Source organism: Bacillus sp. RCC_6_1 (assembly GCF_041360755.1).
Classification (GTDB): domain Bacteria; phylum Bacillota; class Bacilli; order Bacillales; family Bacillaceae_G; genus Bacillus_A; species Bacillus_A cereus.
This window is the reverse complement of record NZ_JBFUPV010000001.1, coordinates 243,004-264,791: the sequence shown is the minus strand read 5'-3', so window position 1 is coordinate 264,791 and position 21,788 is coordinate 243,004. Positions and strand designations below refer to the sequence as shown.

Sequence of the window (21,788 nt, the reverse complement as noted above, 5' to 3'; positions counted from 1 at the left end):
CCTCATTTAAAATCGTTGTATTTGTATTGTACCGAAATGTTGTTAAGGAATACAGTGTAAAACATGGATTAATGTTTAAGGAATTGTTAAAAAATAGGGAGAGGTATTTACAAAAGTAACAATAAAATTAGTTTTATCACTTTTATTTAGAGAAATAATAGTAAAAAAATATATTTTGTCTAGTAATTCGCTTGAAATAAAGAAGTAACATACGTAAATTCGTACGATTTCGTGAACAAATGTAGTAAACAATTTTCTCGTAGTGTTAACTTTTGTTATTATAAACATAACCTATTTAAATTTAGGATAGAGAAAAGAGGTTTATAAATGAAGCGTTATCAAAAAATAATTGGTCTTATGGTTGTATTTTGTCTCTTTGTACTTGCTGGATGTAGTGAATCAGGTTCAAAGCTTCGTAAACCATTAAATTGGGATTTAGAAACCTTCCAATTTACAAATCAAGATGGAAAGCAATTTGGTACAAAAGATTTAAAAGGGAAAGTTTGGGTTGCAGATTTTATGTTCACAAATTGTCAGACAGTTTGTCCACCAATGACTGCAAATATGGCCAAGCTTCAAAAGATGGCAAAAGAAGAGAAATTAGACGTTCAGTTTGTTTCATTTAGTGTAGATCCAGACCTTGATAAGCCAGAAAATCTGAAAGCTTTTATTCAAAAGTTTACAGAGGATACTAGTAACTGGAATTTATTAACGGGGTATTCGTTAGAAGATATTACAAAGTTTTCAAAAGATAATTTCCAATCACTTGTAGATAAGCCGGAGAACGGTCAGGTCATGCATGGTACATCATTTTATTTAATTGATCAAAACGGAAAAGTAATGAAAAAGTATAGTGGCATTAGTAATACGCCATACGAAGACATTATACGTGATATGAAGCGATTAGTGGGTTAAAAATAAGGGTGCATAGCACCCTTATTTTTTTGCATTAGTCTATCGATAAAATGTCATGTTGCTGGGGAAGTTTCGGCGCCCGAATTTCTAATACGCCGTTTTGATAAGAAGCTTTTGCCGCTTTTTTATTAATTGAATACGGCAATTTAATCAATCTTGATGCTTCTGAAATGGAACGTTCTCGGCGATAATAGTTATGGGATGTTTGTTCTTCTTCCTCTTCAAGTATCTCTTCTTTTACAGAGACTTTTAAGTATTCACTTTGTATTTCAATTTGGATTTGTTCTTTTTGTATACCTGGTAGTTCAGCTGTAACAACGAGTTCTTCACCAACTTCATATAAATCTACAGGGAATGTTAATAAACGGTTTCCTTTTTGGAAAAAATGATTTAAATCAGCGATTACATTGCGAAGAGGTGTTTGCTCGAAGAAATCATCAATTTGCTTTAAGTAATTACGAACCGGTGGGCGAGAAGAATCTTTTTTTTCTTCACTCATGGTATTCCCTCCTAGAAATCAATTTGCAATATCATATGACAAAAGCGGAGAAAGGTGAGTGCCTAGTTTTCATGTTTTCATAAAAAATTGTTAAAAATGTGAAATGGAGTGATTTTTTTATAGTTTTTGGTCGCCATATTCAGTTGATTATGCTAGTATAAATAGGGTTGATATAGTAGTATAGAGACAGAATGAAAACTGAAAGAGGGTAAGAAGTATGTGTGGTTTTGTAGGATGTTTATGTGAAAACCCTAGAGAGTTTTCAGAAACAGAAAAACATCAATTTGAAAATATGAACACGATGATTTTCCACCGTGGTCCAGATGACGAAGGATATTTTCGTGATGAACATGTACAATTTGGCTTCCGCCGTTTAAGCATCATTGACTTAGAGGCAGGACATCAGCCGCTAACTTATGAAAATGATCGATATGTAATTATTTTTAATGGTGAAATTTACAACTATGTAGAATTACGTGAAATGTTACTTGAAAAAGGTGCAACGTTTGCAACGCAATCTGATACAGAAGTTATCATTGCATTGTATGCACATATGAAAGAAAAATGTGTAGACTACCTTCGTGGTATGTTTGCATTTATGATTTGGGATCGTGAGGAAAAGAAACTTTTCGGTGCACGTGACCACTTCGGTATTAAACCTTTATACATCGCACAACAAGGTGATACTACATTCTTCGCATCTGAGAAGAAAAGTATTATGCATGTGATGGAAGATAAAGGCGTTAATCCAACGTCACTACAACATTACTTTACGTACCAATATGGTCCAGAGCCAGAAACGTTAACAATTGATGTTAATAAAATCGAGCCTGGTCATTATTTCGTAAAAGAAATCGGTAAAGAGATGGAAATCCATCGCTACTGGAAACCTTATTTCAACGCTTCAAGTGCAACGAAAGAGGAGCATATCCAAGCAATTCGTGATGTGTTATATGATTCAGTAAAAGTGCATATGCGTAGTGATGTACCAGTAGGTTCATTCTTATCTGGTGGTATCGATTCATCTATCATCGCTTCTATCGCAAGAGAAATGAATCCAAATCTTTTAACATTCTCTGTTGGTTTTGAGCAACGTGGTTTCAGTGAAGTTGATGTTGCGAAAGAAACTGCTGAGAAATTAGGCGTTAAAAACCATAACGTATTCATTTCAGCGAAAGAATTTATGGATGAGTTCCCAAAAATCATTTGGCATATGGATGATCCTTTAGCTGATCCAGCAGCTGTACCATTGTACTTCGTTGCGAAAGAAGCACGTAAACATGTAACAGTTGTTCTTTCAGGTGAAGGCGCAGACGAGCTATTTGGTGGTTATAACATTTACCGTGAGCCAAACTCACTAAAAATGTTCTCTTACATTCCTAGCCCAGGTAAGAGCGTTCTAAAAGCATTAAGTGGTGCTCTTAAAGAAGGATTTAAAGGTAAGAGCTTCCTAGAGCGTGGATGTACACCAATTGAAGAGCGTTACTATGGAAATGCTAAAATCTTCCGTGAAGAAGAAAAAGCTGAATTAATGAAGTATTACAATGAAAGTGTTAACTATATGGATATCACGAAACCATTGTATAACGAGATTAAAGATTATGATGATGTAAGTAAAATGCAGTACATTGACATGTTCACATGGTTACGCGGTGACATTTTATTAAAAGCTGATAAAATGACAATGGCAAACTCATTAGAACTTCGTGTACCGTTCTTAGATAAAGAAGTATTCGATGTTGCATCTAAAATTCCAACTGAATTTAAGATTGCTAACGGAACTACGAAAGCTATTTTACGTGAAGCAGCACGCGGAATCGTTCCAGATCACGTATTAGATCGTAAAAAACTTGGATTCCCAGTACCAATTCGTCACTGGTTAAAAGACGAAATGCATGATTGGGCTATAAATATTATAAACGAAAGTAAGACAGAGCATTTAATCGACAAACAGTATGTATTAAACTTACTGGAAGCACATTGTGCAGATAAAGGCGATTATAGCCGTAAAATTTGGACTGTACTTGCGTTTATGGTATGGCACCAAATTTATGTTGAGCATAAATACGATACGAATAAGTTCCATGAAGAAACAAAACGTGCGTATAGCTTAGTTTAATTAGAAAAACCTTAAGATCGCATACGGTCTTAAGGTTTTTTTCATAAATAGGAAGTATTATTGATACAATAATAGTAAAAGGATGGACAACATATGATTACGTTTGAGAAAGTTACTGTAGAAAATGAAAGCGTTGTTAAAGAAATGTTTAAATCGCATAGTTTAGGTGAGAAAAAGGTACAGTACTGTGTGAAAGTTGATGATACATATATTGGTGTAATAGATTATAGTGTACAAGAGGAACGGGCTGTTTTATCACAGCTAATTATTCATTTTGATTACCAAGGTTACGGTTATGGTACAAATACGTATTTTACATTTGAAGAAATGATGAAACAAAGAAATGTGAAAGAAATAAAAGTGCTACAAGAGAAATTAACAGAAAAGGCGAAGTCTTTCATAGAGAGTTTTGGTTTTGCTTCAGAAGATGAAGAGTATGTAAAGAAAATATAACGATGATTATTTATGCGATACAATAAATATAAGGCAGGTGGATGTATGACGATGACTTCTGGTCTTGTATTAATTGGAGGGTGCTTTATAGTAGCAGAATTATGTCATATAATCATTCGGAAAAGAATGAGTAAGAAAAAAAAGCCGTATGAATTACAATACATCCCTGTCTTTTTCATTATGTTTTGTATGCTTAGTACATTACAAAATTTAATGAACTTTCCACCACTTGTAAATGTTTTTTTAAAGTTTGGTTTACTTTATAGTGGTGTTGGAATAGCATTTTTATTTATTTTATTTTGCATACGTTATGTTCACTATCAATCGTATATATTTATTTTAAATTGGTTAAAGCAAGATGATAGAAACCGCCTTACATAAGGCGGTTTTTTTATTTGCAATTGTAACAGAACCTGTACATTTCACATAAAATAGGACGAGTAGAAATGCAAACATATTACAAGAAAGGGGCGGGGCAATAAAATGAAACTTGTTATAGACGCAGGGCACGGTGGATATGATTCTGGTGCTGTTGGTAATGGTTTAGTAGAAAAAAACTTAACACTTCAAATTGCTAGACGCGTTCGAGACATTTTAACGGTAAATTCCCCAATTACAATTAAAATGACACGTGATAGTGATGTGTTTATTTCTTTATCTGAACGTGCTAATATTGCTAATGCTTTCAGTGCGGATTATTTTATTTCATTTCATATTAATAGCGGCGGGGGTACAGGTTTTGAAAGTTATATTTATAATGCGTTATCCAATAGCAGCACTGCATATGCAAAGCAACAAAAAATGCATACAGCTGTCAATCCTGTATTAACAAAATATGGTCTTCGTGATCGAGGAGCAAAAAAAGAAAATTATGCGGTATTAAGAGAAACCGCAATGGATGCAATTTTAACTGAGACTGCTTTTATTGATACAGCGTTTGATGCAAATTTATTAAAAAATCCACAATTTATTGAAGATCTAAGTCAAGCGTATGCAAATGGAATAGCAGCTATTTTTGGAGTAGCTCCAAATCCACAACCTCCTAACCCACAACCGACACCTCAAACGAAGGGAATCGCTTATATTCTTGGGAAAAATGTAAATTTAAGAAATGGTCCATCAACTTCTTCCTCAGTTATTCGTCAATTAAATTCTCCAGAATCTTACGTTGTATATCAGGAAAGTAACGGATGGCTAGATTTGGGGAATGGACAATGGGTGTATAATGATCCTTCGTACATTAATTTTGTAAAGACAAGCAATAGTGATGGAAGCCCGATTGGGGTTGCATATATACAAGGGATGAATGTAAATTTAAGAAGTGGTCCATCAACTACATCTGCAGTTATCCGCCAATTAAATTCTCCAGAATCTTATTTAGTATATATAAATGAAAATGGTTGGTTAAACCTTGGTGGAAACCAGTGGGTATATAATGACCCAGCGCATATTAAATATACTCAATATTAGGAATTGAAATGATAATGCAATATGGATGCGTATCCTTGTTATGTATAACAAGGATGCGCATTTTAATAACAACATTTATTTTCATACTTATGCACTATGTTTTAAAAAGAAACATTAGAAAAGCGGATAGAATCTAAATAGTATATATTAAAAAAGTTTTCTTATATACATTGACAATGTATATAAGATACATTAATCTTTAAATGTTAATGATAATCGATTTCATCTAGGGAGGACATATGATACATACTAAAAAACTAATTATGTTCTGCATTATGATACTCATGGTTGTAATTGCAGGATGTAGTAAAGAAGAGAAAAAAGAAAATAATATATCAGCGAAAGCAAAAGATTCATATACGGTAAAGCATGCAATGGGTGAAACGACAGTAAATGGTACACCTAAAAAAGTTGTTGTTTTAACAAATGAAGGCGCAGAGGCTCTCCTAGCTGTGGGCGTAACGCCAGTGGGGACTACGAAACCACGTGCTGGTGATGAATGGTATCCTCATTTAGCGAAAGAGTTAAAAAACACGGAAGTTGTAGGAACTGAACGTGATATTAATTTAGAGGCTGTAATGAAGCTTAAGCCAGATTTAATTATCGGAAATAAAATGCGTCATGAAAAAATATATGATCAGCTAAAAGAAATCGCACCAACTGTTTATGCAGAAACATTACGCGGTGATTGGAAAGAAAACTTTACACTTTATACAAAAGCTGTAAATAAAGAAAAAGAAGGGCAAAAAGCTCTTGATGATTATAAAAAACGCATTGAAGGAATGAAAGAGAAGTTAGGCAATAAATTGAATTCTAAAGTTTCTATTATTCGTTTCGTGCCAGGTGATGTTCGTATTTATCAAAAAAACTCATTCTCGGGTGTTGTTTTAAATGATATTGGATTTAAACGACCACCATTACAAGATAAAGATGATTTTGCGATAAAAGGAATTACAAAAGAGCAGATTCCAAATATGGACGGAGACTACTTATTCTATTTCACGTCTGATAAAGATGCAGATAAGAATAATGAAGGAAATTCGTTAGCGAAGGAATGGACAGAAGATCCACTCTTTAAGCAACTACAGGCTTCTAAAAATAATAAAGTATTCCAAGTAGATGAAGTGATTTGGAATACAGCAGGTGGTATTGTAGCTGCAAATCTTATGTTAGATGATATTGAAAAATATTTTCTGAAGTAAATGAATAGTCGAGTGCATCCCTTTAAATAAGTGATGCACTTTTTTGTTTGTTAAAATACAGAAAATTCCTTCTTTTGAGTGTGGATAAGTTGTACAATTAAAACAATCATGTGATAAAGGAGTGGGGAAGAATGAAAGCTACTCATAAAGATTGGATTTTATTTAACGGAAGAATTGTAAATACGAAGGAAGAACAGCCGATGATTCCATTAGAGGAGAGAGGCTTTCAATTTGGTGATGGTATATACGAGGTATTCAGACTATATGACGGGAAGCCACATTTATTAGATTTACATTTAGAACGATTCTTTAACTCTATGGCAGAAATAAAACTAATTCCACCATTTACGAAGGAAGAATTAGTAGAAGAGTTATATCAAATGATTGAAAAAAATCAGTTTCAAGAAGATGGGAATGTATATTTACAAATATCAAGAGGTACACAACCGCGCAATCATGTATATGAATCAGATTTACAACCGACATATTTTGCAAATCTTGTTTCGTTCCCAAGACCAGTTGCTTCAATGGAGGCAGGGATTAAGGTGACAGTAGAAGAGGACATCAGGTGGAAGTTTTGCCATATAAAATCTTTAAATTTGCTTCCTAATATCATGATCAAAAACAAAATAAATGAACAAGGGTATCAAGAAGCAATATTAGTACGAGATGGTATTGTGACTGAAGGGTGTCATTCCAATTTCTTTATCGTGAAGAATAATAAGTTGATTACACATCCAGCGGATCATTTCATTTTACATGGTATTACACGTCACTACGTAATTACATTAGCGAAAGAGTTACATATCGATGTAGAGGAACGAGAGTTTTCATTACAAGAAGTATATGACGCTGAGGAGTGCTTTTTTACAGCGACGCCACTTGAAATATTCCCAGTCGTTCAAATTGGTGATGAACAGTTCGGGGCTGGTGAAAGAGGACCAATTACGAAAAAACTACAAGCTGCATACGAAGAGAGTATTCGTTTGTTTAAAGTGACAAATTAATCATGAAGAAAAAAGCTGGTATTCTTCCGGCTTTTTTTCATGATATAATTCAAGTATAGGACAAGTTTTGAAAACGCTGTAAAAAGGGGATTTAATATATGAATTATGAAGATTTTAAAGAAGTAATTCACGGAAGACGAAGTGTTAGAAAGTTTACAGATCAAGAAGTATCTACTAATGATATAAAAGAAATAATTGATTGTGCTCGTTACGCACCGAGTGATACGAATTCACAAACGTGGGAATTCTTAGTTATCATGAATCGAGAGAAGATTAAAGAAATTGAACAAATGACATGGGATGCATTACATAAACTTGCGGCAAAAGCAGCAGAAAATGGAGAAGAGAAAGCAGGGAAATTACTTACACGTTCTTTCGGACCATATGCAACAGCTTTCTCGGAGGCACCAGTATTAATTGTATGTTTGGCAACATCATATGAATCAAAGTTCCGTGAAAAGATATTTGATCCAATTGCTTTTGTTCCAGATTCCGTTTGGGAAGAAGAAGGCATTAAGAGTAGCTGTTTAGCGGCACAAAACTTAATGTTAGCTGCACATGCAAAGGGACTTGGTACTTGTCCAATGACAGGGCCAGTATTGCTAGCTCAAGATGAACTGCGCCAATATTTACAAATTGCGCCTGAAAAACAAATAAATATGGTTATTTCACTCGGATTTCCGAAAGATAAACCGAAGAAACTTCCAAGAAAAGAAGTAGATGAGATTACAACGTTTGTTTTTTAATTGCTGTATAGAAAAGACATTGAACTAACAATGTCTTTTTATTTTTGAGGGTATGTAATTCATATGTTGGGCTAAAATGATAGATAAGAGGGAATTACTATTTATTTCATAAAAAAAATTAATGTTCTATTAAGGAAAGTATGATACATTAATCGTGAGCAAGATTCTATTTGTTCATGAAAGTGTTGAAAGTAGTCTCAAAATTTAAAAGTTATTTTTGTATAATAAATTATAATGAAGTTACAGGGGGGATGAATTTTGAAAAAATTCATAATCACTGGATTGTCTGTATTGTTATTAGTTGGTTGCGGTGCTCCACAGGAAAAAGAGGACGCGCAATCAAAACAGGAAGAACAAGTTGTAAACGCAAGTGATGAGAATATGGTTGTATTTCCTGAAGGAGCAATGTCAATTGGAGAAGGGAAAGTAAAAGTTATTACTCCAGATGGTACTTCTGAAAACGGTAATATACCGACTGTATTCATCAAAAAGGATACGTTAATTCAGCAAGTTGAATTAGAACTTTCTAATTTTCAAAGTGATAAAGAAACATTCGTATTTGTAGATCAAATGTATACAGATAAACATCAAGTAACTAGTACAACGCAGACAACAGTGCAGTTAAAAGAAAAAACGCTGGAAACAGGTAGTCATACAATTACTGCAGTTCAGTATGAAAACAATGATCCGAAAGGAAAGGTTATTAGTTTTAATCAAGCAACATTTGAGACAAAACCTGCGTCTTAACAAGAATAAAAAGTACATTACTCAAAAAGTAGTGTGCTTTTTTGTTTGGACTAGAGTGTGCAAGAGTGAATAACTTATTTCATTTTCTAATACGATTAAATAGGAAGTAATCACTTGTTACTACTATGACAGAGAAAGAGGTTGAAGATGTGAATCGGTGTATTCGTATCGTCTTGATTAGTATGATGATGGCAGTATTTTGGTTTACGATACAAGAGATGATTCAAGCTACGCTCAATTATCAAATTCATGACTTATCAATAGGAGCTATTTGTTTTACCATTGTTTATCTATTATATCCCGCACTAACGGGCAGTAAGACCTTACCTTAAAACTCGGTATAGGTGAGGAGATTAGGTGGGAGATCAACTGCCTGTAAATGCACGATTGATGAGGGCTGATAATCATTGGAGATGAACAAACTCTCCAATGATTAAAGTTTCACTTTATGATAAACTCGGATTAAGGTGAGTTTTGCAAGAAAAATGTAGGTATTTCATTTGAAATGTCGAATAGTACATACGATGTCGTAATAACAAATTTTCTATTGTTTACTGTGAAACAGGAGAAGGAGAGATAGTAATGAAACGAGCTCTTATAAATATTGATTATACATATGATTTTGTAGCTGAGAAAGGCGCTTTAACATGCGGGAAACCAGGACAGGAAATTGAGAAGGAAATTGTACATATAACGAAGCAATATATTGAAAATGGAGATTACGTTGTCTTTGCTATTGATAAACATGAAGAAAATGATGTATATCATCCAGAATCAAAGTTATTCCCGCCTCATAATATAGCTGGTACAAATGGAAGAGATTTGTTTGGTGAATTACAAGATGTGTACGAAACATATAAAAATGCAGAGAATGTATATTACATGGATAAAACACGGTATAGTGCATTTGCAGGAACAGACTTAGAGATGAAGCTAAGAGAAAGAGGAATAGCAGAAGTTCATCTTGTAGGTGTTTGTACTGATATTTGTGTTCTTCATACAGCAGTAGATGCTTATAATAAAGGGTTTAAAATTGTAGTTTTTGAAAAGGCGGTTGCATCTTTTAATGCACAAGGGCATGAATATGCACTTGGACATTTTAAGTCATGCCTACATGCAGAAGTGAAGTGAAAAAAGAGGCCTTTAAAAAAGGTCTCTTTTATTTGTCCTTGTTCCTTGAAAACAGCTACCGCAACGCCTAATAAATTGAGTGGTCTTGATCCGACAACTTCTCTAATTTCTTCGATATACCCCATTGTAGGTAACCTCATTAAGGAAAAATAAGAGCATATAAACTATTCGTTATTATATAAATATATTCCTCTTTATAAATGTAAGAGATGTCAAATATCTCATGTGTTTTATTTGGTAAAATATACATCAAAAAAGGTCAAACAAAAACTTTGACCTTTTTTGACCAAATGTTATAATAAAGGCAGAAAGAGATAATCTTTCATTCATAAATAATAAGGAGGAAAAAATATGCGTAATTTATTTCCAGAGATAACAAAACGTCAAAATGGTATTTTTGATTTTGGGCCTTCTTTATTAGAAGGGATGACAGATGCTTTCTTTAAGCCACTGAACATGGATACTTTTAAAGTAGATGTTCATGAGCAATCTGATAAATATACTGTGAAAGCAGATTTACCAGGTTTTCAAAAAGAAAACATTCAAGTTGATTTTGAACAAGATGTATTAACGATTCAAGCAACTAATCATAATGAAGTAGAAGAAAAAAATGAGAATGGCACATATATTCGTAAAGAACGTTCTATAGGTTCTGTAACTCGACGCTTTAGTTTTAAACAAGTTGAGGAAGAAAATGTTAGAGCAAATTATAAAGATGGCGTACTGACAATTGAATTGCCAAAATTGAAAGAAGAAAAAAGTAGTAAGACAACAATTAATATCGAATAAAAGAGCTGATAAATTCAGCTCTTTTTTTACGTAGTTAATGAATAAATGAGTTGAAATCGTAATGAGATGAATAAAGTTTTAACGTATAAAAAAATTTCACGATTTGCTCCCCCTTAGGTTATTAAAAAGGGTATATTTAAAGGGAAAGGAAAAAGAACAGCTAGACATACTGTTTAAAGTGAATTAGTAATAGAGTCAAAATACATAGTAAGGGTAGCGGCATTTTAGATTAGGATAATAGATTTTTCTGGAACAAACTTAGGCGATTATGAATTTTTTAATTAGTAAGGAAGTGGTTAAATGAGCTTATTAACGTATACGGAAGAATTTTTTAATTATGTAAGAGAGTTTTTACTTTTAAGATTTTTACTATTTGCTTTAGTTTTAATCATTATTTCTTTTGTAATAAACCGTATTATTGATTGGTTTTTTAGGAAATCAAGCTTTTTTGATGAAGAGGTAGAGCAGACAATTCAAAGTGTAATTCGATCTATTTTTAGATATATCATTATCATCAGTCTTATCATATATTTAATTAGCCAATTTGTAGATATAAAAAGTATTATTGCAGGTGCAGGGATAGCTGGAGTTGTCATCGGTTTTGCTGCACAACAGATGCTAAAAGATGTTATATTAGGTTTTGCAAGATTAGCGGACAAAGAGTTTCGAGTTGGTGATTTTGTAACTTTTAACGGAACAAATTCAGGAACTATTGAAGAGATTAGTATTCGTTTTATGCAAATTCGTGAATGGTCAGGAAAACTACTTACCATCCCGCACGGAGAGATTAGAACGATACAAAATTTTAATAAAGGATGGATGCGTGTAATTGAACGCATCACGGTAAGTTATCAGGAAGATCCAACAAGAGTGAAGGAATTGTTAGAAGAAGTATGTGTTATATGCAATGAAAAATTGAATCAAACTCTTTATAGAGTAGAGGATGAGGCTGTTGAACCATTTAAATACGTTGGTGTTACAGACTTAAATCCTAACTTGAAATATGTTGGCTATGAATTTTGTATTACAGGTTTAATAAAGCCAGAAGATTATTTTGAAACTTCTAGACAAGTAAGATTTGAATTAATGTCTATGTTCCATAAGAATCAAGTGCAAATGCCAGCAGCGAATATGGTTGTTACTACTGAAGGTTTACAGCATATCCATGGTGGACAATCTTTATCGGACAGCTAAAGTAGAATCGTTTGTTAACAAAAATTCTGCTTCCAACATTGGATAGAATAACAATAATAAAATGATTGATATAAAGAAAGGGCTGAAGGAATTCGGTTCTTTTTTTATTTATAGAATTTAGAAATTTCTTAATGTTATAATTGTAGTTGGTGATGAGAATGAACTTTGAAGAAAAAGAGATGCGTCGTTTAGAAGCATTAAAAGAAATTGCTGAATTATTAAATGAAGCAACAAACTTACAGGATATGTTAGAAAAAGTGTTGCATACATTGTTACAAGTAATGAATTTACAAACAGGGTGGATATTCTTTATTGATGAAAGTGGAAAGCACAGTATGCTTGTAGACGAAAATTTACCAGAGGCTCTTACGTGGCAAAAGAAGAAGCCGATGTGTGAAGGAAACTGTTGGTGTGTAGAACGTTTTGTAAATGGGAGATTGGAAAAAGCGACTAATATTATTGAATGTAAGCGAATAGAAGATGCAATTGAATGTAATTGGGGAGAGACAGAAGATGTTACACATCATGCGACAATTCCGCTTAGGTCTGGATCAGAAAAATTTGGTCTACTAAATGTGGCTGCACCTCATAAGACTCATTTTTCTGAGGAAGAGTTAGCATTATTAGAATCAATTGCATTTCAAATTGGAACGACAATACAACGTATTCAATTAGTTGAGAAAGAACGTAAATATGTAGTGGTAGCGGAAAGAAATCGACTTGCACGTGATTTACATGATTCAGTAAAACAATTGTTATTTTCTATTATGCTAACAGCGAAAGGTACTCTGAATATGACGCAAGATAGAGAATTGCAAGAGATGTTAAGTTATATTGGGGAATTATCACAAGAAGCATTACAAGAGATGACGCTATTAATTTGGCAATTAAGACCTGAAGGATTGGAGAAAGGATTAGCAGAAGCAATTCAAAATTACGGGAAGTTATTAGGAGTTCAAGTGGAAGTTCGAATTGATGGGATGGTTTCAATGGGGGATGAAATAGAAGAAGTTTTATGGCGTATTAGCCAAGAGGCGCTACATAATTGTAAAAAGCATGCTTCGTGTGAAAAGGTACATATTCTTTTGAAAATAGAAAATAACCAGTTACATTTTTACATAGAAGACAATGGAATAGGATTTATACAAGAACAAGTAAGGGAATCAGCACTTGGCCTGAAAAGTATGAAGGAACGTATTCAGTTAATGAAGGGATCGTTTCAAATTATAACAGAGCTGAAAAAGGGTACAAAAATAGAAATTCAATTGCCGATTTGAAGGGGAGAATAAGGTTGAAGATTAAACTGCTACTAGTTGAGGATCATCATATCGTTCGAAGAGGACTTGTATTCTTTTTGAAAACGAGAGAAGAATTTGAAATTATTGGGGAAGCGGAAAATGGCGAAGAGGCATTACATTTCGTGCAAAAAGAAAGACCAGATGTCGTACTAATGGATGTATCGATGCCGAAAATGGATGGAATTGAGGCAACAAAACGTCTAAAGCAATATGATGAGACAATAAAGGTACTTATATTAAGTAGTTTTTCAGAGCAAGATTATGTTATACCAGCACTTGAAGCTGGAGCAGATGGTTATCAATTAAAAGAAGTACAACCTGAGCAACTTGTCGCTTCTATTATTGCAGTACATCAAGGAAATGCGAATTTTCACCCGAAAGTAACACCTGCATTAATGGGGCGTTCTGCAGTAAAGAAGGAAGTAGAAAATCCTTTTTCAATGTTAACGAAAAGAGAGCAAGAGGTACTTCGCGAAATTGCGAAAGGAAGAAGCAACAAGGAGATTGCAGCAGAACTTCATATTACAGAACAAACTGTGAAAACACACGTTTCAAACGTTTTAGCTAAATTGGAAGTGGATGATCGTACGCAAGCCGCATTATACGCAGTGAAACATGGAGAGAATTATTCATAAGCATGAATAATTCTGTTATATCGTATGACAGAATACATAGGAGCAATTAAAAATTATAGTAATCCCTAATATAGGTTTTTCTTCTTTCGATAATTAGGTACAATAAAGTGAAACTCTAATCAGTGGAGGACCATCCCCACTGATGATTAGTTTAACTAATCGGTTTTTACAGGATAAAGCTACGATGGAAGGGGAGGATATGTTATGCCTGGTACAAGAAGTGGGATTGGAAAGATTCAGGCTTCGTTAAATGGTTTATCACCGAAATTGCGAAGTATTGCCGAACATATTTTGAAACATCCACAAGATGTTGTACATAAATCTATTACAGAATTAGCTGAAGTTACGAATAGTTCCGAAGCTACGATATTCCGCTTATGTAAAAACCTTGGTTTGCAAGGTTTTCAAGATTTAAAGATTACATTAGCTCGTGAAATTGTACATACACCGATGCAAAATATCCATGAAGAGGTATCAGCAGAAGATAGTATGGTAACTGTTGCTAAAAAAGTTTTTCATTCGCATATTACAGGACTGCAAGATACTTTACATTTGCTTAATGAAACGGCACTTGAGCAGGCTGTACGAGCCTTACAAGAAGCAAGTCGAATTGAGTTTTATGGAAATGGTGGCTCTGGTATTATTGCAATGGATGCGTATCATAAGTTTATGAGAACGGGTATTTCTTGTATCGCTCATACTGATTCGCATTTTCAAATTATGGGGGCAGGTTTACTCTCGGAAAATTCAGTTGTTATTGGTATTTCTCATTCTGGTAGCAATAAAGGATTACTTGAAGCGTTAGAAGTAGCGAAAGCAAGAGGAGCCAAAATTATTGCGATTACGAGCTATAAGAAATCAGCATTAAGTCAACTTGCTGATATAACGTTATATACATCAACACGTGAGACTGAATTCCGCACAGAAGCAAGTTCATCACGATTAGCACAGTTAAGCTTATTAGATACTTTGTATGTAGGGTTGTCGTTGCAGCGACAAGAGGAAACTCTAAAAAATTTACAAAGTATACGTGAAACGATTTCGATGAAGCGAATATAAAAAAAGCTCTTCAAATGAAGAGCTTTCAGACTGTAGACAAACTATTTTTGGAGAGTTCAAATGCTAAAAATAGTTTGTTTCTTATTTTAGGGATAATTTATCCAATGGAATTTATATGTAGTGCTTTCTATACTATAATTTACTATAAGTGAGGAAGGTGTCTTATGAAAATATCTGTTTATGTTGCAAGTGCATTTAGCAAGGATCATAAAGGCGGAAATAAAGCAGGAGTGGTATTTATTGAGAATACATTGACCACTACTCAAAAAATGGAAATAGCCAAACAACTGGGCTATGCGGAAACCGCATTTATATCAGAATCTGAAATTGCTGATTATAAATTTGAGTATTTTACACCAAAAGAAGAAGTTGATTTATGTGGTCATGCCACAATTGGCTCTTTCGCGATACTGATGCATTTAAATAAACTTTTCAGGAATCGCTATACGATTGAAACGAACAGCGGTGTTCTTACTATTACTATAAAAGATGACATCATATTCATGGAACAAAATAAACCGATATTCTATGATGTTGTATCTCCAAACGAGTTCATCGACTGTTTTGATAGTAAAGATATAGAAAATAAATACCCAATTCAAATTGTCTCCACGGGCTTAAAAGATATTTTAATTCCTATAAAAAGCGAAACACAATTACATGCACTGCAACCTAATTTTGAAAAAATTAAAGAAATCAGCAAGTATTATAATGTTGTCGGGATGCATCTATATACTTTTAATGACAATCGAATTATATGCAGAAATTTTGCTCCGCTATACGACATCAATGAAGAAGCAGCGACTGGAACTTCGAACGGTGCATTAGCTTGCTACCTTTATGAACAGGACTACTTGAAAAAAGAAGTCTATGTATTTGAACAAGGTTATTCTTTACACTCGCCTTCTGAAATATTAGTTAAATTAGCAACCAATAGCAAAAATAAAATAGAAAAAGTTTATGTTGGTGGCAAAGGATATTACTGTGAAACTAAGTGTTTACATGTAGAAAATATTGAGTGAAGAGCTTTTTTATCGGTGAGAAGTTTGTTAATTTATTTTGTTTTAGAAATATGTGACTTACTTATAGTCAATGATAAACTCTCATTTTTAAAAATTTAAAATAAAGACCGATTTGTGTAATAATTCAAATATTGTTCATAATTTCACAAGTTGTTTATGAAGTGTCATGTTATGATGAAGATGTAATGATGATTGAACACTTAAATTTGGTACAATAACTAGCCAAAGTAGTGAAGAAAGTAGTTGTGAGATAAACTCATTAAAATGCTAAAACACTAAAGGGGAGATCACATATGAAAGCAGTAGTGGTTAATAAAAACAGCAAAGCAAACATCGAAGTGATTGACAAAGAATTACGTCCGTTACACTCAGGTGAAGCGTTAGTAGATGTAGAGTATTGTGGAGTTTGTCACACTGATTTACACGTTGCGAATCATGATTTTGGTAACACTGATGGCCGTATTCTTGGTCATGAGGGTGTAGGTATTGTTACGAAAATAGCTGATGATGTTACTTCACTAAAGATAGGTGAGCGTGTAAGTATTGCATGGATGTTCCAATCTTGTGGACGTTGTGAATATTGCGTAACTGGTAGAGAAACATTTTGCCGTGAAGTTAAAAACGCTGGTTATTCAGTGGATGGTGGTATGGCTGAACAATGTATCGTTACAGCTGATTATGCGGTAAAAGTACCAGAAGGATTAGATCCTGCTCAAGCATCATCAATTACTTGTGCTGGTGTAACTACATATAAAGCTATTAAAGTATCAGATATTAAACCTAGTCAACCTATTGTAATCTATGGCTGCGGTGGATTAGGTAACTTAGCTATCCAATATGCTAAAAATGTATTTGGTGCAAAGGTAATCGCAGTAGATATTAATGACGACAAATTAGCCTTAGCGAAAGAAGTTGGTGCTGATATGACTATCAATCCAATTTCTCAAGGTCCTGCTGATAAAATTGTGCAAGAGGAGTTTGGTGGCGCTTATGCTGCGGTAGTAACAGCAGTCTCTAAAGTAGCCTTTAACTCAGCAGTTGATGCAGTACGTGCTTGCGGTAAAGTAGTTGCAGTAGGGCTACCAGTAGAAACAATGGACTTAAACATCCCACGACTTGTACTGGATGGAATTGAAGTAGTTGGTTCTCTAGTTGGTACTCGTAAAGATTTGGAAGAGGCGTTTATGTTCGGGGCAGAAGGAAAAGTAGTGCCGGTTGTTCAAACTTGTTCTCTAGATAAAGTACAAAATGTATTCGAAGAAATGGAACAAGGTAGAATTCAAGGGCGTATGGTAATTGATTTTAAAAAACATAATTGTGATTGCAAATAATTCACTTTAAATATAAAAAGCATGAGTCTAGCAAAGGACATGTAAAAAAGTTAGACAGCATAAGAAGATGATCCCTGTATTTAATAGGAATCATCTTCTTTATTTTCTATAATATCAATGCCAATTAATACTTGATTAATGAGAAATGATTAAAGGTTTACTTTATTTGCAAACGAAAAGGAATCTTTATGTTTAACAAATTTTTTATGATCTGGAACGTTTTGAATTGCTACAATTTGCGAATCTCTTGCTTTCAGTGCATCTTGAATCCCGATGGTCATAAGCTTAATAAATAGAATCGTAATAAAGAATGAAGCGAGAGTATAAAAAATAATCCACCATGAAAGATTCATTTCATTACGATTTAATCCAATAAGACCTGCCCAATCATTAGATAGAGAAACAGGTTTGAGCACTCCGTCATAGAGTTCACGCATTTGTATGCCGCCAATTACAATGTTAAGCAACGCTAAATGGATAACGAGTATGAGTGTTTGGACGATATGTTCCATAAATAATACAAATAAGCGGTCACGTAATAAGACTCGTAAGTGTTTTTTTATAATATGAAAACGACTAGCCCCCAGTAATTGTGAACTTAAGATGTAATCTTGTTTCATAAATTCATCAACTTCTGAGGATATGTATAAAGAAAGTGTAGGCAGAGCGACGAAAATAAGTACGAGTACTTGATAAAACGTAAATGAAATATTTGGATCTACCCCATCAGCATTTGATGTGATTATAATATTAACGGGCGTGATGAGTATGAATGCGATAAATAGAGTTGGAATATAATAAAAAACTTCTGAGCATGACTGGAAAAATCTCTTGAGTTTTGGAGCAAATAAACTTAAGAGGATTCCTATACATGTTCCGCATAAAATTCGAAAGAAGCTAATTGCCATGGCCAATAAAATAGTGAATTTTGCTCCTTCTACAATTTGTAAGAAAACAGACTCTCCAAAACGATCAGATCCAAAAGGTGGAATTAACGATGGCGGAAAGGGGGCCTTTCCAAGTAATTCGTTATTGTCATTGTAAAGTAACTGAGGAGGTTTTGGGATGTTATCTTTAAAGAACCAACTATAAATAAAACTAGCTGAAATAAGTATGAATAGATAAGTAAAGCCGATTAAAAAGCGTTTTGATTTCCAAATAGATTTCATAATGATACTCCTTTCAATTGCTTTTTCCATCTATTCATCATGAATGAGACTATTTGGAAAATGGCGTAAAATGGTAAAACAATCATAACAAGTGTGATAAATGCAGCTGGAGGTGAAACAAACGCCTTATTAAATAAAAATTGAATAATGCCTTCCATATTAAAAACAAATTCTAAAATGAATAAATTAGAAAGTAAGAAAACAAAAATCGTTTTTAAATGGTGGAAGAAGTGGATAGATATATTTTTGAATAAATGAATGCATAGTATATAACTTGATGAAAGGCCTTTTCCATATGCAACCTCTACGTAATGTTTTCCTTGCTCTTCTTTTATGTATAACACCATCATCCGAAACATTTGTAATGTAGGTAAGACAGCTAATGATAAAATAGGGAGTAAATAAGCTCGATTTTCATTAAAAGAAATAATAGTGACAGGAGATTCCCCAAATTTCTGAAGTACCCATATGAAAAATATTTGCAAACAAATCATCATCATCATATCAGGGACAGCTTCTAATATGAACACAACTCGGTTTATCCATTTTTTTATATAATCTTTTGCTAAAAAATAAAAAAATGCCATGCTAGATGATAAAAAGAGAGCAAGAAAAAAGGCTAAAAATAATATAGTAAATGAATATAGGTAAGGTTCTAAAACAGTTGGAAATAATGGTGTTTTTTTGAAATGGCCAAGCTTCGGGTCTGATCCTATAATCACTAATGATTCAGGGGAAAAAACCTGTTTTAACATAGTAACGGTCTGATTAAAAAAATAAATTGGTTGAAAGGTAAATCCTTGTTGAGTGATAAATAAATAAGGTAAATTTAATAATAGTAAGAGTGATAAAAGAATTGATGAAAGCTTAATTGTGAATTGAGATATTTTATTTAACATTAAATCCCTCCGACATCTTTTTACAACATTATACAATAAATTTCGTGTTATTGTTTTTATTTTTCTGAAAAATAAAAATACTTTTCGGTTTTATAGTATGCAAGATATATTTACAAGATAAAAAAGTGATAGTAGGGGGCCACGCTCTATGTTTATCAAGATAAAAGACTAGTGAACCTAAAACAATAAATAAGAGCAAAATGCACAGAATTCTCATTCTGCGGTTAGTTACTTTTCTTGGCTTGATGGTGATGTTACGTGACCGCTAAAAATGAATATTGCTTTTCAACTCTTTCTTCAAGCAAATAAGTAGAACGTATGGAGGACTATGTATGTGTTGTTAATGAGAGGAAAGGGTGTATTGCGTAACGAATATAACGTAATTTTACCGCATGGAAAAGCTAAATGTAGTATATAAGTGAAATGGAATGAGGGGATTTATTTTTTGATATGAAAAAAATTTTCTTTTTATAACTTGATAAATGAAAAAATATTTTATATACTAATTCATGTAAACGGTTTACTAAATCGTATTTTGCTAGAAATGAAGGGAAGATTCGCATGGAAACAAGGGGGAGAGTAATCGGGATTGATATCGGTACCACAAGTACAAAAACGGTTGTGTTCACAGAAAAAGGAAAAGTCATTGCATCACATGCAATCGATTACCCAATTATTCAACCGAATGTAGGATGGGCTGAGCAAGATCCTGATGTAATATGTGCCGCTGTATACAAAAGTGTAAGCGTTGCCATTGAAAAAGGTAATGTATTACCAGAAGATATTTCTTCAATCGGTATTAGTACAGCTATGCACGCATTAATTGCAGTAGATGAAAATGGTGCGCCATTAACGCGTTCTATCATTTGGGCAGATAATCGAAGTACGAAGCAATCAGAAAAATTATTACAACAAATGAATGGGCATGAAATTTATAGACGTACAGGCACACCGATTCATCCGATGTCACCACTTTCTAAATTGTTATGGATGAAAGAAGAGGAACCAGAGTTATATACAAGTGCCTATAAATTCATTTCCATTAAAGAGTATGTGATTTACCAATTATTTTCACGCTACGTAGTTGATTATTCGATTGCTTCTGCTACGGGGTTATTTAATTTAGAAACATTAAACTGGGATAAAGATGTTTTAACTATGTTACATATGTCACCAGAAAAATTATCAACCCCTGTACCAACTACATATATTTTATCAGGTATGAAGCCAGAATTAGCACAGGAGATGGGGATAAGTGCAGAAACACCAATTGTCATCGGAGCAAGTGATGGGGTTCTTGCAAATGTAGGAGTTGGTGCGATATCACCGGGTGCGGCTGCAATTACGATTGGAACGAGTGGTGCGGTTCGAACAATCTCATCAAATATAAATACAGATGAGAAAGGGAGAACGTTTTGTTACGCATTAACAGATGAGCACTGGGTAATCGGTGGTCCAACGAATAACGGCGGAATATTACTGAGATGGTTACGTGATGAATTTGGTAGTCCAGAGCAAGAAGTAGCAAGAAAGCTCGGCATTGATCCTTATGATTTATTAATTAAATATGCAGAAAGCGTACCAGCTGGAGCGGATGGGCTATTGTTCTTACCTTTCTTATCTGGAGAACGCGCACCTTACTGGAATGCAAATGCTCGTGGTACATTCTTTGGAATCAATCTTCAGCATAAGCGAGAACATTTTATACGTGCAGTGATGGAAGGTGTTTGTATGAGTGTATATTCAGTAGCACTCGCAATCAGGGATTGTACAGGGCCACTTACTGAAATACGAGTTTCAGGAGGGTTTGCAAAATCTGCATTTTGGAGACAAATGTTGTCCGATATGATGGGAAAAGAATTGCTTGTACCTGAAAGTCATGAAGCATCTGCGCTTGGGGCAGCGGCAGTCGCTTTATATGCTGTAGGAAAAATTGATTCTCTTGAAGAGGTAAAGGATTGGATTGATATTGTCCATCACCATGTACCGAATAAAGAAAATACGGCTATATATTTAGAAATGTTTTATATGTATGAACGACTTTACAATCGCTTGAAAGAAGAATTTGATTGTATAGCTGCTTTCCAACGTAAAAAATAGGGG

At 33.8% G+C, this 21,788-nt stretch carries 22 protein-coding genes and 1 pseudogene; 19 read left to right on the top strand and 4 right to left on the bottom strand.

Annotated elements, in window-relative coordinates; all coding sequences use genetic code 11:
- Positions 1 to 327: 327 nt before the first annotated feature.
- Positions 328 to 915, top strand: coding sequence for an SCO family protein (locus tag AB6801_RS01245; protein WP_000833335.1), 588 nt, complete (start codon positions 328 to 330; stop codon positions 913 to 915).
- A gap of 34 nt (positions 916 to 949) precedes the next feature.
- Here the strand turns inward: AB6801_RS01245 and AB6801_RS01240 are convergent, their stop codons facing one another.
- Entirely contained in the window at positions 950 to 1,414 is a 465-nt protein-coding gene (locus AB6801_RS01240; protein WP_001288085.1) for an Hsp20/alpha crystallin family protein, read from the bottom strand.
- A 217-nt stretch (positions 1,415 to 1,631) separates the two neighbouring features.
- Here AB6801_RS01240 and asnB point away from each other — a divergent pair, with 217 nt between their 5' ends.
- The 10 genes from asnB to AB6801_RS01190 all read left to right on the top strand — a co-directional run bounded on the left by asnB (position 1,632) and on the right by AB6801_RS01190 (position 10,289).
- Entirely contained in the window at positions 1,632 to 3,533 is a 1,902-nt protein-coding gene (asnB, locus tag AB6801_RS01235; RefSeq protein ID WP_000333816.1) for an asparagine synthase (glutamine-hydrolyzing), read from the top strand.
- 93 nt (positions 3,534 to 3,626) lie between these two features.
- Positions 3,627 to 3,986 carry a GNAT family N-acetyltransferase gene (locus AB6801_RS01230; RefSeq protein WP_000627522.1) on the top strand — a complete coding sequence of 120 codons (360 nt, stop codon included), beginning with the start codon at positions 3,627 to 3,629 and terminating at the stop codon, positions 3,984 to 3,986.
- Between the two features lie 51 nt (positions 3,987 to 4,037).
- Positions 4,038 to 4,367 (top strand): hypothetical protein, encoded by a 330-nt coding sequence (locus AB6801_RS01225; RefSeq protein ID WP_000200458.1) that lies wholly within the window; start codon positions 4,038 to 4,040, stop codon positions 4,365 to 4,367.
- A 102-nt stretch (positions 4,368 to 4,469) separates the two neighbouring features.
- Positions 4,470 to 5,456, top strand: a complete 987-nt coding sequence (locus AB6801_RS01220) for an N-acetylmuramoyl-L-alanine amidase (RefSeq protein WP_000779883.1) — start codon at positions 4,470 to 4,472, stop codon at positions 5,454 to 5,456.
- Positions 5,457 to 5,695: 239 nt separating this feature from the next.
- Positions 5,696 to 6,658, top strand: a complete 963-nt coding sequence (locus tag AB6801_RS01215; protein ID WP_000581992.1) for an ABC transporter substrate-binding protein — start codon at positions 5,696 to 5,698, stop codon at positions 6,656 to 6,658.
- A 131-nt stretch (positions 6,659 to 6,789) separates the two neighbouring features.
- Complete coding sequence (dat, locus tag AB6801_RS01210) at positions 6,790 to 7,665, top strand: D-amino-acid transaminase (protein ID WP_000648368.1); 876 nt, start codon at positions 6,790 to 6,792, stop codon at positions 7,663 to 7,665.
- Between the two features lie 98 nt (positions 7,666 to 7,763).
- Positions 7,764 to 8,411: a nitroreductase family protein gene (locus tag AB6801_RS01205; protein ID WP_001105289.1), complete on the top strand. Its 648-nt coding sequence runs from the start codon at positions 7,764 to 7,766 to the stop codon at positions 8,409 to 8,411.
- A gap of 258 nt (positions 8,412 to 8,669) precedes the next feature.
- On the top strand, positions 8,670 to 9,158 hold the full coding sequence (locus AB6801_RS01200) for a putative periplasmic lipoprotein (RefSeq protein ID WP_000713496.1): 489 nt from the start codon (positions 8,670 to 8,672) through the stop codon (positions 9,156 to 9,158).
- 125 nt (positions 9,159 to 9,283) lie between these two features.
- The gene (locus AB6801_RS01195) at positions 9,284 to 9,490 is read left to right on the top strand and encodes a hypothetical protein (protein ID WP_000136534.1); all 207 of its coding nucleotides are present in this window, start codon (positions 9,284 to 9,286) and stop codon (positions 9,488 to 9,490) included.
- A gap of 250 nt (positions 9,491 to 9,740) precedes the next feature.
- A complete protein-coding gene (locus AB6801_RS01190; protein ID WP_000816757.1) occupies positions 9,741 to 10,289 on the top strand; it encodes a cysteine hydrolase family protein in 549 nt (182 codons plus the stop codon).
- Positions 10,290 to 10,318: 29 nt separating this feature from the next.
- Here AB6801_RS01190 and AB6801_RS01185 read toward each other — a convergent pair.
- Positions 10,319 to 10,414, bottom strand: a pseudogene (locus AB6801_RS01185) (DNA mismatch repair protein MutT); the annotation flags it as partial.
- Between the two features lie 226 nt (positions 10,415 to 10,640).
- Between AB6801_RS01185 and AB6801_RS01180 the strand changes: the two are divergent.
- The 7 genes from AB6801_RS01180 (at position 10,641) to adhP (ending at position 17,617) form a co-directional block, all read left to right on the top strand.
- Positions 10,641 to 11,078, top strand: a complete 438-nt coding sequence (locus AB6801_RS01180) for an Hsp20/alpha crystallin family protein (RefSeq protein ID WP_001245053.1) — start codon at positions 10,641 to 10,643, stop codon at positions 11,076 to 11,078.
- A gap of 300 nt (positions 11,079 to 11,378) precedes the next feature.
- Positions 11,379 to 12,272: a mechanosensitive ion channel family protein gene (locus AB6801_RS01175; RefSeq protein WP_000055434.1), complete on the top strand. Its 894-nt coding sequence runs from the start codon at positions 11,379 to 11,381 to the stop codon at positions 12,270 to 12,272.
- 158 nt (positions 12,273 to 12,430) lie between these two features.
- Positions 12,431 to 13,549, top strand: a complete 1,119-nt coding sequence (casK, locus tag AB6801_RS01170; protein ID WP_001008467.1) for a two-component system sensor histidine kinase CasK — start codon at positions 12,431 to 12,433, stop codon at positions 13,547 to 13,549.
- A gap of 14 nt (positions 13,550 to 13,563) precedes the next feature.
- Positions 13,564 to 14,205 (top strand): two-component system response regulator CasR, encoded by a 642-nt coding sequence (casR, locus tag AB6801_RS01165; RefSeq protein ID WP_000694629.1) that lies wholly within the window; start codon positions 13,564 to 13,566, stop codon positions 14,203 to 14,205.
- Positions 14,206 to 14,409: 204 nt separating this feature from the next.
- The gene (locus AB6801_RS01160; RefSeq protein ID WP_001119646.1) at positions 14,410 to 15,264 is read left to right on the top strand and encodes a MurR/RpiR family transcriptional regulator; all 855 of its coding nucleotides are present in this window, start codon (positions 14,410 to 14,412) and stop codon (positions 15,262 to 15,264) included.
- A gap of 164 nt (positions 15,265 to 15,428) precedes the next feature.
- The gene (locus AB6801_RS01155) at positions 15,429 to 16,286 is read left to right on the top strand and encodes a PhzF family phenazine biosynthesis protein (RefSeq protein WP_000704316.1); all 858 of its coding nucleotides are present in this window, start codon (positions 15,429 to 15,431) and stop codon (positions 16,284 to 16,286) included.
- Between the two features lie 293 nt (positions 16,287 to 16,579).
- Positions 16,580 to 17,617, top strand: a complete 1,038-nt coding sequence (gene adhP, locus AB6801_RS01150; protein ID WP_097842222.1) for an alcohol dehydrogenase AdhP — start codon at positions 16,580 to 16,582, stop codon at positions 17,615 to 17,617.
- 149 nt (positions 17,618 to 17,766) lie between these two features.
- Here the strand turns inward: adhP and AB6801_RS01145 are convergent, their stop codons facing one another.
- Positions 17,767 to 18,786, bottom strand: a complete 1,020-nt coding sequence (locus tag AB6801_RS01145) for an ABC transporter permease (RefSeq protein ID WP_370941025.1) — start codon at positions 18,784 to 18,786, stop codon at positions 17,767 to 17,769.
- Entirely contained in the window at positions 18,783 to 19,685 is a 903-nt protein-coding gene (locus tag AB6801_RS01140; RefSeq protein WP_000932691.1) for an ABC transporter permease subunit, read from the bottom strand. The genes AB6801_RS01145 and AB6801_RS01140 overlap by 4 nt, the downstream gene beginning before the upstream one ends.
- Before the next feature lie 561 nt (positions 19,686 to 20,246).
- Between AB6801_RS01140 and gntK the strand changes: the two genes are divergently transcribed.
- Positions 20,247 to 21,785, top strand: coding sequence for a gluconokinase (gntK, locus tag AB6801_RS01135; RefSeq protein ID WP_061654589.1), 1,539 nt, complete (start codon positions 20,247 to 20,249; stop codon positions 21,783 to 21,785).
- The last annotated feature ends 3 nt before the right edge of the window (positions 21,786 to 21,788 follow it).

What these genes read in the sequence shown, in the direction of transcription:
- AB6801_RS01245 (WP_000833335.1), top strand. Translation starts at nt 328, where the DNA reads ATGAAGCGTTATCAAAAAATAATTGGTCTTATGGTTGTATTTTGTCTC.
- AB6801_RS01240 (WP_001288085.1), bottom strand. Translation starts at nt 1,414, where the DNA reads ATGAGTGAAGAAAAAAAAGATTCTTCTCGCCCACCGGTTCGTAATTAC.
- asnB (WP_000333816.1), top strand. Translation starts at nt 1,632, where the DNA reads ATGTGTGGTTTTGTAGGATGTTTATGTGAAAACCCTAGAGAGTTTTCA.
- AB6801_RS01230 (WP_000627522.1), top strand. Translation starts at nt 3,627, where the DNA reads ATGATTACGTTTGAGAAAGTTACTGTAGAAAATGAAAGCGTTGTTAAA.
- AB6801_RS01225 (WP_000200458.1), top strand. Translation starts at nt 4,038, where the DNA reads ATGACTTCTGGTCTTGTATTAATTGGAGGGTGCTTTATAGTAGCAGAA.
- AB6801_RS01220 (WP_000779883.1), top strand. Translation starts at nt 4,470, where the DNA reads ATGAAACTTGTTATAGACGCAGGGCACGGTGGATATGATTCTGGTGCT.
- AB6801_RS01215 (WP_000581992.1), top strand. Translation starts at nt 5,696, where the DNA reads ATGATACATACTAAAAAACTAATTATGTTCTGCATTATGATACTCATG.
- dat (WP_000648368.1), top strand. Translation starts at nt 6,790, where the DNA reads ATGAAAGCTACTCATAAAGATTGGATTTTATTTAACGGAAGAATTGTA.
- AB6801_RS01205 (WP_001105289.1), top strand. Translation starts at nt 7,764, where the DNA reads ATGAATTATGAAGATTTTAAAGAAGTAATTCACGGAAGACGAAGTGTT.
- AB6801_RS01195 (WP_000136534.1), top strand. Translation starts at nt 9,284, where the DNA reads ATGACAGAGAAAGAGGTTGAAGATGTGAATCGGTGTATTCGTATCGTC.
- AB6801_RS01190 (WP_000816757.1), top strand. Translation starts at nt 9,741, where the DNA reads ATGAAACGAGCTCTTATAAATATTGATTATACATATGATTTTGTAGCT.
- AB6801_RS01180 (WP_001245053.1), top strand. Translation starts at nt 10,641, where the DNA reads ATGCGTAATTTATTTCCAGAGATAACAAAACGTCAAAATGGTATTTTT.
- AB6801_RS01175 (WP_000055434.1), top strand. Translation starts at nt 11,379, where the DNA reads ATGAGCTTATTAACGTATACGGAAGAATTTTTTAATTATGTAAGAGAG.
- casK (WP_001008467.1), top strand. Translation starts at nt 12,431, where the DNA reads ATGAACTTTGAAGAAAAAGAGATGCGTCGTTTAGAAGCATTAAAAGAA.
- AB6801_RS01160 (WP_001119646.1), top strand. Translation starts at nt 14,410, where the DNA reads ATGCCTGGTACAAGAAGTGGGATTGGAAAGATTCAGGCTTCGTTAAAT.
- AB6801_RS01155 (WP_000704316.1), top strand. Translation starts at nt 15,429, where the DNA reads ATGAAAATATCTGTTTATGTTGCAAGTGCATTTAGCAAGGATCATAAA.
- adhP (WP_097842222.1), top strand. Translation starts at nt 16,580, where the DNA reads ATGAAAGCAGTAGTGGTTAATAAAAACAGCAAAGCAAACATCGAAGTG.
- AB6801_RS01145 (WP_370941025.1), bottom strand. Translation starts at nt 18,786, where the DNA reads ATGAAATCTATTTGGAAATCAAAACGCTTTTTAATCGGCTTTACTTAT.
- AB6801_RS01140 (WP_000932691.1), bottom strand. Translation starts at nt 19,685, where the DNA reads ATGTTAAATAAAATATCTCAATTCACAATTAAGCTTTCATCAATTCTT.
- gntK (WP_061654589.1), top strand. Translation starts at nt 20,247, where the DNA reads ATGGAAACAAGGGGGAGAGTAATCGGGATTGATATCGGTACCACAAGT.